Genomic DNA, 12,419 nt, shown 5'->3' on the forward strand with positions numbered 1-12,419 from the left:
CGCATGCAAGCCCAATATATCGGCGCCTCCACCGTCGTCCTCGAAGTGCTCTGGCGCTTCTGGCCGGTCTGGCTCGCGCTTCTCATCGTCATGGGCGCGAGCTTCCTCTACAAGAAGAAGCTGGCTCTCTACGGCCAACTGTTCGACAGCGGCGTCGGCATAGCGGGGGTGGCCATCTGCCTGTTCTGGCTGTTCACGGCGATCTTCGCCTCGACCATCTCGCCTTTCGATCCGCTCGGCCAGATTCCCATCATGAAGGATACACTGCCCGGAGCCATCGAACCGCAATCGGGCCTCGCTTATCTATTCGGTGGCGACAAGCTCGCCCGCGATGTCTTTTCACGCATGGTCTATGGCAGCCAGATCGTCCTGATCATCGCGCCGGCGGCGACCGGCTTCGCGCTCATGGTCGGCATCACGCTCGGCCTGCCGGCCGGCTATTATGGCGGCAAGATCGATACCGTTTTGTCGTTCCTGGCCAATCTCGTGCTGGCCTTCCCGGTTATCCTGCTGTTCTACCTCCTGGTGACGCCGGGCATCATGGACACGCCGATCCCCTACGCGCTGGCCGGCGTTTTCTTCCTGTTCCCGATTATTTTCTTCTGCGTGCTGTTCTGGACGCGCTACAAGAACCGTTCCGACCGGATCTACATCCTGCTCGGACTGACGCTGGTGGTCGGCGGCTGGATCTATGCCGGCCTAGTGTTCGATGCCGACCCGCTGAAGATCGTGCATATCGATCCCAACCAGCTCAACATCTTCGTGGCGGTGGTGTTCGCCTCCAGCCCGGGCGTGTTCCGCATCGTGCGTGGCCTGACCATGGATATCAAGACGCGGGACTATGTGGCGGCGGCCCAGACGCGCGGTGAGTCGCCATGGTACATCATGCTGTGGGAGATCCTGCCCAATGCGCGCGGACCGCTGATCGTCGATGCCTGCCTGCGCATCGGCTACACAACCATCCTGCTCGGCACGCTGGGCTATTTCGGCCTCGGGCTGGCGCCGGAAAGTCCCGACTGGGGCACTGCGATCAAGGATGCCAGCCGGCTGCTGCGTTCCTTCATCCACCCGGCACTGCCGCCGACGATCGCGCTGATGTCGTTCGTGCTGGGGCTAAACCTGCTCGCCGATTCCCTGCGCGAGCAATCGATGAAGGATTGATGGCGGGGTCCTCGACCCTACTTGCCCGGAAGAACCAAGGATTGGAGCGACCCATGAACGAGGCAGTTCGAAATCCGGCCAGGCCGAACAATGGGCCGATCATCGAGATCGAGAACCTGTCGATCTCCTTCTTCACCCGCAAGGGCGAGATACCGGCCGTGATGGATTTTTCCTGCACGGTCATGCCCGGCGAGGCGATGGGCATTGTCGGCGAATCCGGCTGCGGCAAGTCGACCGTGTCGCTCGGCATCATGCGCGACCTCTCCAACATCGGGAAGATTGTCGGCGGCAAGATCAAGTTCCAGGGCAAGGACATGGGCGAGCTCTCCGAGGAGGAGCTGCGCAGCATCCGCGGCAACAAGATCGCCATGATCTACCAGGAGCCGATGGCGAGCCTGAACCCGGCGATGAAGATCGGCCAGCAGTTAATGGAAGTGCCGCTGATCCATGACAAGGTGTCGAAGGAAGAGGCCTATAAACGTGCGCTCGAAATGGTGCGCTCGGTGAAGCTTCCCGATCCGGAACGCATGATGCGCTCCTATCCGCACCAGCTTTCGGGCGGCCAGCAGCAGCGCATCGTCATCGCCATGGCGCTGCTGTCGAAGCCGGCGCTGCTTCTCCTCGACGAGCCGACGACGGCGCTCGACGTAACGGTGGAGGCGGGCATCGTCGAACTGGTCAAGGGGCTGGGCGAGAAGTTCGGCACCTCGATGATCTTCGTGTCGCACAATCTTGGCCTGATCCTGGAGACCTGCGACCGCATCACGGTGATGTATTCGGGCGAGGCCGTCGAGACCGGCAAGATCAAGGACGTGTTCGACCGGATGCGCCATCCCTATACGCAGGGCCTTTTCCGCTCGATTCCACTGCCGGGCGCCGACAAGAACTCGCGGCCGCTGATCTCGATCCCCGGCCAGCTGCCCCTGCCGCATGAAAGGCCGAAGGGCTGTAATTTCGGTCCGCGCTGCCACCATTTCGTCGAGGGCGTCTGCAACGCCGCCGAAATCCCGATGATCGAAGTCGCGGGACATGAAGGTCATTTCTCGCGCTGCGTGCGCTTCAACGAAATCGATTGGGACGCCCTGCCGCCCGGCGCCAAAAAGGTCAATGAGAAGGTCGTGCCTGGCGCACCGGTACTCAAGATCGAGGACTTGAGAAAATACTACAAGGTTGGCGGCAGCGAGGTGTTCGGCTCAAGCGAGGGCCGCGTCGTCAAGGCCAACGAGACGATTTCGTTTACGGCGCGCGAATCCGAAACCGTCGCCATTGTCGGCGAATCCGGGTGCGGAAAATCGACGCTGGCCAAAGTACTGCTCGGGCTCGAGACGGCGAGCTCCGGCAAGGTCACGCTCGCCAACAAGGAAATCCAGTCGACCGGCATCGAGAGCCGCAGCGTCGACACGGTGTCGTCGATCCAGATGGTGTTCCAGAACCCGTTCGATACGCTCAACCCCAGCCATTCGGTCGGCTCGCAGATCATCCGCACACTGGAAAAATTCAACGTCGGCAAGACCGTCGCCGACCGGCGCAAGCGCATGCTGGAATTGCTTGACCTGGTGAAGCTGCCGCGCGCCTTCGAGAGCCGCAAGCCGCGCCAGCTTTCGGGTGGCCAGAAGCAGCGCATCGGCGTGGCGCGCGCCTTTGCCGGCGATGCCAAGGTGGTGGTGGCCGACGAGCCGGTCTCGGCGCTCGACGTGTCGGTGCAGGCGGCGGTGACCGAGCTGCTGATGGACATCCAGCGCAAGAACAAGACGACGATGCTGTTCATCAGCCACGATTTGTCGGTCGTGCGCTATATCGCCGACCGGGTCGTCGTCATGTATCTCGGCTATATCGTCGAGCAAGGTACGACCGACCAGATCTTCGCGCCGCCCTATCATCCCTACACCGAGGCACTGCTTTCGGCGATCCCGATCGCCGACACCAGCGTGGTCAAGAAGCACATCGTGCTGGAGGGCGACATACCCTCGGCAATGAACCCGCCGACAGGCTGTCCATTCCAGACGCGCTGCGGCTACAAGAGACTGGTGCCGGATAATCTCTGCGAAACCAAGGTGCCGCCGGTAAAGAACCTGGGCGGCGGGCACATGAGCCTGTGCTGGCTCTCGGACGACGTTCTGGCGACGATGGAGCCAGTGATCAAGTTCGACAAGCAGCATGCCGACCATGAGGGCGTGCCGGACGACGCGCCGCATGGGGCCGGCCCGGGCTTTGCCGGTCAGCCACCCAACCGACCACATGGCAAGACCGCCAGTGCGGAAGCCAGCGCGGTGGGAGAGGACGCCGAGGAGACAGAAGCCGTGTGGCGAGCCCGCCGCCACGAGGTGCGCGACGAGGTCTCCGAAACAGGTGCACCGGCGACCGATGCCAACGCGACCTCCGCGCCTTTCACGCCGAGAACGCTTGGCGAGGGCCGCCAGGCAGAGAATGCGCGTGTCGCACCAATTAGCGGCCGTGCGGCCAGACCAGGCGCGGCGCGTGATGGCGCGGCCGACAGGAACCGACCCGCCGGCATCTCCAAGCCTGCCAAGCCGGACGACTTGAAATTGATATCCGGCGTGGGTCCGAAGACGGAAGCCATCCTCAATGGCCTCGGTATCTTCACCTACGCTCAAATTGCCTCGTGGAAGAAGGCCGAACCGGAGTGGGTCGACGACCATTTGAGATTCCAGGGCCGCATCGAGCGCGAGGACTGGGTCAAGCAGGCGAAGGCGCTCGCCAAGGGCGGCGAGGCGGAATACATCAAGGTGTTCGGCAGGAAGCCGCGCTGACAGATGCTGTCGTTGTAGCGGGAGCCCTTTAGCTGCCGCACTGCCTTAGCTGTTCGGCATAGTCGCGGGCCATCTTGTCGGTGGCCCGGGCATAGCTCTGGACGCCGGAATCGCCACGATTGCCGCGGCCATAGGCGGTCCAGCCGAGATAATAGGCAAGGTAGAGATTGTAGGTGTCGTTGCGGGCGACGCCGTAGGTATCCGCTGTCTTGGAATGGTACCAGCCGACGAAATCGACGGCGTCGGCGAATTTGGTCCGGCGCGCCGCCCAGTTGCCGGTTTCGCTCTGATATTGCGACCAGGTGCCGTCCAGCGCCTGCGAGAAGCCGGTGGCCGACGAGACGTGCTTCCATGGGATGAAACCGAGCAGTTTGGTGCGTGGCGGCCGGGCGTTGCTCTTGAATCCCGATTCCTTGCGCACGGTCGCCATCAGCACGGGGACGGGCACGCCGTATTTCTGCTCGGCGCGTTCGGCGGCCGACTGCCAATTGTCGAACCAGCCGTCATTCTGGTCAAAGACGGCGCAGACATTGTTGATGTGGCTGGGGGCCGTCGCACAGGCCGAAAGTGCCAGCAGCATACCAACCGCTACAATTTTACTAAAACTCGACCTACGCATCGGCAGAGCAATAGGCTCAAATCATAAAGGGAATCTTGCTGCCCTCGTTAACGGGCCGCCGATGCGGGCGCTTCAGAAAAATGCCATATTGATCACCCGACATATCTTGTCGCTTTTCATAAATCGATATTTCGAAAATGCCGCCTCGGTTAAAATCGCGCCCGCAAACGGCGTATTTCTGACAGCTGGCGCGGTTTGCCGAGGCTTTGATGCCTGGCATGAACGAACCAAGACGCAAGCGCGGCGCCGAGCGCACCAGCAACCGGGGACCAGGGCCTATCCCGCAGCTGCCGGCGAGGCGGGTGACCAATCCTTATCCGCCGATGGCCTTGCTGTCGCCCGACCAGATCGAGGCGATCCACCAGGCGTCGATGCACATATTGGAGAATTTCGGCATCGAGGTGATGAGCCCGCGGGCGCTCTCGCTGTTCGAGCAGGCCGGTGCCAGCGTGGACCACGCGTCGGCGAACGTGCGCATTGACCGCGGCATGGTCGACGAGGCGCTGAAGACGACGCGGTCCAATTATTCCCTTACACCGCGCAATCCGGCCAACGCCGTTCATCTCGGCGGCAACACAATCAATTTCACGCTCGTTGCGGGGCCGCCCAATGTGCACGACATGGCGCGGGGCCGCCGCCCCGGCAATTTGCGCGACTATGCGGATCTGACCCGGCTGGCGCAGCATTTCAACTGCGTGCACATGCTCGGTAACCAGGTCTGCGCGCCGGTCGAATTGCCGGCCAATTCGCGCCATCTCGACACCTATTTCACCAATCTGACGCTGACCGACAAAAGCTTCCATGTCTCGGCGATCGGCCGGGGCAGGGCGCTGGACGGGATCGAAATGATGGCGATCGCGCGTGGGCTGACGCTGGACCAGTTGCGCGACGATCCCGGCATCGCCACCATCATCTCGGTCAACTCGCCGCGCCGTTTCGACGAGATGATGGCCGAGGGGCTGATGACGATGGCCGAATTCGGCCAGTCTGTGGCAGTCACGCCGTTCACGTTGATGGGCGCGATGAGCCCGGTGACGCTGGCGGGTGCGCTCGCGCAGCAGAATGCGGAAGCACTGTTCGGCGTAGTCCTGACGCAACTTGTGCGTCCGGGCGCGCCGGTCATGTATGGCGCCTTCACCTCCAATGTCGACATGAAGTCGGGCGCGCCGGCCTTCGGCACGCCTGAAAACACCAAGGCCAACATCGCGTCGGGGCAATTGGCACGGCGTTACGGGCTGCCCTACCGGACAACGCCGGGCTCGGCCTCCAACGCCGCCGATGCGCAAGGCGCTTACGAGACGTTGATGGCGCTGTGGGGCGCTGTGCTCGGCCACGGCAACCTCGTCTATCACGCCGCCGGCTGGCAGGAGGGCGGGCTGACGGCGTCGTTCGAGAAATTCATTATCGACGTCGAAATGATCCAGCACATGATGGAATTTTTGCGCCCGATCGTGGTCGACGAGGCCGAGCTTGCCGTCGAGGCGCTGGGCGCGGTGCCGACCGGCGGCCATTTCTTCGGCGAGCCGCACACGCTGGAACGTTATGCGACGGCCTTCTATCAGCCGATGCTTTCGAACTGGCAGAATTTTGAAGCCTGGCAGGAAGCCGGCGGCCTCGACGCAACCGCGCGCGCCACGCGGTTGTGGAAGAAGGCGCTCGAAGACTATGTCGAGCCGCCGATGGACGTCACCGTGCGCGAAGCGCTGGAGGCCTACGTGACCAAGCGCAAGGAAGCGATTGGGGCGGGCGAGCCGTGATGCGCCACGAACGTCCCGTTTTGAATCATCTAGCCCATCCAACTCACTGATATCAGAGAAGAACCCATGAAATCGCATGCAAAGGTCGTGGTCATTGGCGGCGGGGTTGTCGGGTGTTCCGTGCTGTTCCATCTCGCCCGCCATGGCTGGACCGACGTCGTGCTTCTGGAGCGAGACGAGCTGACTTCAGGCTCGACGTGGCACGCGGCCGGCGGCATGCACACGATCAATGGCGATCCCAACGTCGCCAAGCTGCAGAAATACACGATCAACCTCTACAAGGAGATCGAGGAGCTTTCCGGCCAGGCGACCGGCGTGCATCTGACTGGCGGCGTGCTGCTGGCGGCGACCGAGGCGCGGCTCGACTGGCTGCGTGGCGTCGTCGCCAAGGGTCGCTATCTCGGCATCGATCTCGAAGAAATCTCGCCGAAAGAAGCGGCCGAACTGATGCCGCTGCTCGACCCCAAGCAGTTCGTCGGCGCTGTCCGCAACAAGGAAGACGGCCATCTCGATCCCTCCGGCGTCACCCATGCCTATGCCAAGGCTGCGCGTAAGCTGGGCGCCGAGGTCGAGCGCTTCACCAAGGTCGAGGACATCGTGCGGCGTCCCGACGGGTTGTGGCGCGTCATCACCAACAAGGGCGAGGTCGTGGCCGAGCATGTCGTCAACGCCGGTGGCCTTTGGGCGCGCGAGGTCGGCCGCATGGTCGGGCTCGAACTGCCGGTGCTGGCCATGGAGCACATGTACCTGATCACCGAGGACATGCCGGAGGTCGCCGCCTGGAACGCCAAGACCGGCACCGAGATCATCCACGCCGTCGATTTCGACGGCGAGCTCTATCTGCGCCAGGAGCGCGGCGGCATGCTGATGGGCACCTATGAGAAGGCCAACAAGGCATGGTCCGAGCACCAGACGCCGTGGAATTTCGGCCATGAATTGCTGGAGCCGGACATCGACCGCATCGCGCCGTCGCTGGAAGTCGGCTTCCGGCATTTCCCGGCCTTTCAGAACACCGGCATCAAGCAGATCATCAACGGACCCTTCACCTTCGCGCCTGACGGCAACCCGCTGGTCGGGCCGGTGCGCGGTTTGCCGGGCTTCTGGGTGGCCTGCGGCGTCATGGCCGGTTTCAGCCAGGGCGGCGGCGTTGGGCTCGCGCTGTCCAACTGGATGATCGAGGGCGATCCCGGCGCCGACATCTGGGCCATGGACGTGTCGCGCTATGGCGACTGGGCGACGATGGCCTACACCAACGCTAAGGTGCGCGAGAACTATTCCAGGCGCTTTTCGATACGCTTCCCCAATGAGGAATTGCCCGCCGGACGGCCGCTGAAGACCACGCCGGTCTATGACCTGCTGTCGGCCAAGGGCGCGCAATGGGGCGTGTCCTATGGGCTGGAAGTGCCGCTCTGGTACGCGCCCGAAGGCGTCAAGGACGAGTTCTCGTGGCGTCGCTCGAGCGATTTCGCGCATGTCGGCAGGGAGGTTGCAAACGTTCGCGGGGGCGTCGGCATCGCCGAGATTTCGAATTTCGCCAAATACGGCGTGACAGGCGAGGGGGCTGCTGCATGGCTCGACCGGCTGCTCGCCTGCAAGCTGCCGAGGCCAGGCCGCATGACGCTGGCGCCTATGCTGAAGGAGGACGGCAAGCTCATCGGCGATTTCACGCTGGCCAATCTCGGCGGCGAGGAGTGGTTCATCGCCGGTTCCGGCATTGCCGAGCAGTACCATATGCGCTGGTTCGAAAAGCATCTGCCCGCGGATGGTTCTGTCCGCATCGAGGCTTCGGGCGCGAAACTCACCGGCCTTGCCGTCGCCGGGCCGAAGGCGCGGGACGTGCTGGCCAAGGTCACGCGGACGGACGTCTCGAACGCCGCCTTTCCCTTCATGGCCATCGGCAAGATGGATATCGGCATGGCGCCGTGCCTGGTAGGCCGCGTCAGCTACACCGGTGATCTCGGCTATGAAATCTGGGTGGCGCCGGAATATCAGCGCGCGGCGTTCCAGGCGCTGATGGCGGCGGGCGAGGAGTTCGGCATTGGCCTGTTCGGCTCCCGTGCGCTGAACGCACTGCGGCTGGAAAAGAACTATGGCTCGTGGGCGCGCGAATACCGGCCGATCTACGGACCGCTGGAGGCAGGGCTCGATCGCTTTGTCGCCTATGGCAAGGAAGCCGATTTCATAGGCAAGACCGGGGCGTTGGCAGAGCGCAAGCAGGGCGGCAGGCTCAGGCTGCGCGCCTTCATCGTCGAGGCTGCCGACGCCGATGTCATCGGCGACGAGCCGATCTGGTTCGGCGGCACGGTGCGTGGCTGGGTGACGTCAGGCGGCTATGCGCATCATTCAAGGAAATCGGTGGCCATGGGCTACGTGCCGAAGGAGATCGCCGAGGAGAGCGAAGGCTTCGAGATCGAAATCCTCGGCAAGCGCCATGCCGCACGCATGCAGCCGGTGCCGCTGTTCGACGCCAATTTGCAGCGGATGCGGGCGTGAACAATCCGCATCCGGCTCGCATCAGGCAGCGCGGCGATTGTCGAGCGCAAAGGCGCCAGGGCCGGCGAAGAACAGATAGAGGAAGATGAAGCAGAACGAGATCGCCAAATCGCCGCCATTGTTGACCGGGAAGAAGCCGCGCGGCATGTGCGCCATGAAATAGGCGATCGCCATCTCGCCGGCCAGAAGGAAGGCGACTGGGCGGGTGAACAGCCCCAGCGCGAGCAGGATGCCGCCGGCGAACTCGAGAATGCCGGCTGTCAAAGTCAACCCGCTGAGGGCGTGGGGTTCGGCGCTTGCTGGGAAATTGAACAGCTTCTGGCTGCCATGCTCGATGAACTGCAGCGCGGTCATGATGCGCAGAACGCCGAGCGCCTGTGGCTGGTATCGGGCCAAGCCTTCAAAAAGCGCCATCTGAAACTCCGTTTTCACCCCCCAGGTCCGGCCTAGATTATCGCCCCGAGATGGACCATTCACTTCCCGCTACCGGACATCAACAATCGGTGATGCGAGATGTTCCGCAACGCATCGATATTTTCTCCCTAAGGTTGCATTATTATCCCTCTGGTTGTATCGATCTGTAGATAGTTGAAATCGTTTGGGGGTCTCTCGCCATGAAAAAAGTCGTCATCAGCTTTTTCGCAATCCTTGCAGGTACCAGCTTCGCGATGGCCGGGGATGCCGGCTGCGAGGCTTTCAAATGGCCGGTAATGCGCGAGCAGGCGCTGTTCGCCGCGCCTCCTTCTGCTGCGTCGGGGACGACGCTGGCGGTCGGCGCTGCCGCCGATCTGGTTCTGGTGCCGGCCGAGACAGCGGAATTCGCCCTCCCGCCGGAACGTGCCCCGGCGCCTGGCACGTTCGGCGCTGTCGCCAGCATGGTTGTGCCGCCGGAAGGGGGCATCCAGATAAGCCTGTCGGGCGAAGCCTGGATCGATGTCATTCAAGACGGCCATACCGTGAAATTGGCCGGCTACAGCGGGGTCAAGACCTGTCCGGACATTCGCAAAAGCGTTCGGTTCAAGCTTGCGCCCGGCCCGGCCACCGTCCAGTTCAGCGGTGCAAAAAAGGCAGGCCTGAAAGTCGCGGTGCTGACGCCGGAATAGCTCGGCGCCAAGCGAGGACACGGCCCTCAATCTTACGATCAAAGGCCGTCCTCCTGTGCGACGTTGAGCCCCTTACCGTCCGGGCGCCATCAAGGCGAAATGGGCGCCTTGCGGATCCTGGCACTGCACGATCCAGCTGCCGCCGGGGACCTCCATCGGGCCCATTAGGATCTTGCCGCCATTGTCGGTCACCTGTTTTGCCGCCGCGTCGATGGCGGTTACGTTGAAATAGAACTGCCAGACCGGCACCGGGATCTGTTCGGGTTTGTTCATGATGCCGCCACCGGATTCGGGGCCGGCCGCGAAGGTTTGATAGGTTCCCATCGGCCCCATGTCGAAATCGCCGGCATTGGTCCATCCGAACTGGCTGGAATAGAAGTCGAACGCGGCCTTCCAGTCGGTTGTGTAAAGCTCGTGCCAGCCGATATGGCCCGGCGTGCTGGCCGGCACGACCGGCTGGTCGGGCCCGTTCGGCTGCAGGAACATGAAGGTCGCGCCTTGCGGATCGGCGACGACGGCAAAGCGGCCGACGCCCGGAATGTCGTCGGGCTGGCGATGAACGGCGCCGCCGGCTTTCTGCAGCGACGCCGTGGCAGCATCGACATCCCTGGTGTGGATATAGCCAAGCCAGGCGGGAGGCATGCCCATCTTGGCGGCATCCTCAGGCATCGTCATCAGCCCGCCGACGCCACGCTCGCCGACATTCATGACGATGTAGCGCGGCATGCCGGGAGCCTTGTCGAAGGCTTGCGCGGTCCAGCCGACCACCTTGGTATAGAACGCCTCGGCGGCGTCGAGGTCTGATGTCATCAATTCGTACCAGAAGAAGGGCATTGGGGATTTCGGCATCGTCGGTCTCCTCACCTTTTGCGTCGATCGTCCTTCGATCCATCATAGGACGATCTTCGAGACGGAAATCCGACAGCGGAGGAAAAATTGCGGCTCGACAGGCATGCCATGATTGCGGCCTGCCGCTTAGCGGACCGTCCTTCCTCGAAAGTTCGACATTCGCGCATTATGATATTAAACGTGAACCAAATTATCATGTTTTATTCGAGCCTTTTCAGAGGCTTATGTAGAAAATTGACCAATTGATAAAAAAATAAAACGTGCTAGCCTTCCCTAAAACGAAAACAAGGGGAACTGACGATGGCAGAAGGCCAGTTCAGGGAAGGCATTGCAGGCGGCCGGCTGCCTGCCGATCAGTATGCGGACAATTTTTCCGACCTGCATCCGCCGCTCGATCACCACGAGGCGCTGGTCGAAGCGGACCGCTGCTATTTCTGCTACGACGCGCCGTGCATGAACGCATGCCCGACCTCGATCGACATTCCGCTGTTCATCCGCCAGATCTCCACGGGCAATCCGATCGGCTCGGCCAAGACCATTTTCGACCAGAACATTCTGGGCGGCATGTGCGCCCGCGTCTGCCCGACCGAGACGCTGTGCGAGGAGGTCTGCGTGCGCGAAGTGGCGGAAGGCAAGCCGGTGCAGATCGGTCGGCTGCAGCGCTATGCCACCGATATCGCGATGAGCGAGAACAGGCAATTTTATCCACGTGCCGCACCGACAGGCAAGGCGGTCGCCGTGGTGGGCGCCGGGCCGGCCGGCCTTGCCGCCGCACATCGGCTCGCCCGCCATGGCCACGACGTCACAATCCTGGAAGCGCGCGCGAAGGCGGGCGGGCTCAACGAATACGGCATCGCCGCTTATAAGAGCGTCGACAATTTCGCCCAAGCCGAGGTCGAGTACGTTACCTCGATTGGCGGGATTGATATCCAGAACGGTAAGGCGCTCGGCCGCGACTATCAGCTCTCCGACCTGATCCGCAATTATGACGCGGTGTTTCTGGGCATGGGGCTCGGCGGCGTCAATGCGCTGCGCGCCGATGGCGAGGCCGCCGTGGGCGTCACCAACGCCGTCGAGTTCATCTCCGAGCTGCGCCAAGCCAGCGATCTCTCCGGCCTGCCGGTCGGCCGCCGCGTCGTCGTCATCGGCGGCGGCATGACGGCGATCGATGCCGCGGTGCAGTCGAAGCTGCTTGGCGCCGAGGAGGTGACGATCTGCTACCGGCGCGGCCAGGAACATATGAATGCTTCCGAATTCGAGCAGGACCTGGCGGCCGCCAACGGCGTCGTCATCCGACACTGGCTACAGCCGAAGCGGGTGATTGCCGAAGGCGGCAAGGTCAATGCCATCGAGCTTGAATACACCGCCATGAACGGCGACAGTCTTGCCGGCACCGGCGAGACGCTGACCCTCGTTGCCGACCAGGTGTTCAAGGCGATCGGACAGAGTTTCGTCCCCGCTGCGCTCAACGGCAGCGGTGCTGCGATCGAGCTCGAGGCCGGGCGCATCAAGGTCGATGCGGAAGGGCGCACCTCGCTGGCCAAGGTCTGGGCCGGCGGCGACTGCATATTCGGTGGCGACGACCTGACCGTTTCGGCCGTGGCGCAAGGGCGTGATGCGGCGGAATCCATTCACCGGGCACTGACCTCGAACGGGAGGGCATGAG

General features: G+C 62.8%; 9 protein-coding genes and 1 pseudogene. 6 read left to right on the forward strand and 4 right to left on the reverse strand.

Annotated features, from left to right (window positions below):
- Positions 1-3 precede the first annotated feature (3 nt).
- Entirely contained in the window at positions 4-1,161 is a 1,158-nt protein-coding gene (locus FJ428_RS16830; protein ID WP_140495091.1) for an ABC transporter permease, read from the forward strand.
- 53 nt (positions 1,162-1,214) lie between these two features.
- Positions 1,215-3,416 (forward strand): annotated as a pseudogene (locus FJ428_RS16835) (ABC transporter ATP-binding protein); the annotation flags it as partial.
- A 544-nt stretch (positions 3,417-3,960) separates the two neighbouring features.
- Here FJ428_RS16835 and FJ428_RS16840 read toward each other — a convergent pair.
- Entirely contained in the window at positions 3,961-4,551 is a 591-nt protein-coding gene (locus FJ428_RS16840; RefSeq protein WP_140521244.1) for a transglycosylase SLT domain-containing protein, read from the reverse strand.
- Between the two features lie 16 nt (positions 4,552-4,567).
- Positions 4,568-4,771, reverse strand: coding sequence for a hypothetical protein (locus tag FJ428_RS16845; protein WP_140557465.1), 204 nt, complete (start codon positions 4,769-4,771; stop codon positions 4,568-4,570).
- Between FJ428_RS16845 and FJ428_RS16850 the strand changes: the two genes are divergently transcribed.
- Both FJ428_RS16850 and FJ428_RS16855 read left to right on the forward strand, forming a co-directional pair.
- The gene (locus FJ428_RS16850; RefSeq protein WP_140495097.1) at positions 4,770-6,308 is read left to right on the forward strand and encodes a trimethylamine methyltransferase family protein; all 1,539 of its coding nucleotides are present in this window, start codon (positions 4,770-4,772) and stop codon (positions 6,306-6,308) included. The two genes, FJ428_RS16845 and FJ428_RS16850, sit on opposite strands and share 2 nt — an antisense overlap.
- A 66-nt stretch (positions 6,309-6,374) precedes the next feature.
- A complete protein-coding gene (locus FJ428_RS16855; protein WP_140879845.1) occupies positions 6,375-8,801 on the forward strand; it encodes an FAD-dependent oxidoreductase in 2,427 nt (808 codons plus the stop codon).
- A gap of 21 nt (positions 8,802-8,822) precedes the next feature.
- Here the strand turns inward: FJ428_RS16855 and FJ428_RS16860 are convergent, their stop codons facing one another.
- Positions 8,823-9,215 carry a DoxX family protein gene (locus FJ428_RS16860; RefSeq protein WP_140516674.1) on the reverse strand — a complete coding sequence of 131 codons (393 nt, stop codon included), beginning with the start codon at positions 9,213-9,215 and terminating at the stop codon, positions 8,823-8,825.
- 200 nt (positions 9,216-9,415) lie between these two features.
- Between FJ428_RS16860 and FJ428_RS16865 the strand changes: the two genes are divergently transcribed.
- The gene (locus FJ428_RS16865; protein ID WP_140664791.1) at positions 9,416-9,904 is read left to right on the forward strand and encodes a hypothetical protein; all 489 of its coding nucleotides are present in this window, start codon (positions 9,416-9,418) and stop codon (positions 9,902-9,904) included.
- Between the two features lie 72 nt (positions 9,905-9,976).
- On the opposite strand, the gene FJ428_RS16870 is transcribed toward FJ428_RS16865, so the two are convergent.
- A complete protein-coding gene (locus FJ428_RS16870) occupies positions 9,977-10,753 on the reverse strand; it encodes a VOC family protein (RefSeq protein WP_140516670.1) in 777 nt (258 codons plus the stop codon).
- A 300-nt stretch (positions 10,754-11,053) separates the two neighbouring features.
- On the opposite strand from FJ428_RS16870, the gene FJ428_RS16875 reads away from it, so the two are divergent.
- A complete protein-coding gene (locus FJ428_RS16875) occupies positions 11,054-12,418 on the forward strand; it encodes an NAD(P)-dependent oxidoreductase (RefSeq protein ID WP_140495107.1) in 1,365 nt (454 codons plus the stop codon).
- The last annotated feature ends 1 nt before the right edge of the window (position 12,419 follow it).

This window comes from Mesorhizobium sp. B2-8-1 (assembly GCF_006440955.1).
Lineage (GTDB): Bacteria > Pseudomonadota > Alphaproteobacteria > Rhizobiales > Rhizobiaceae > Mesorhizobium.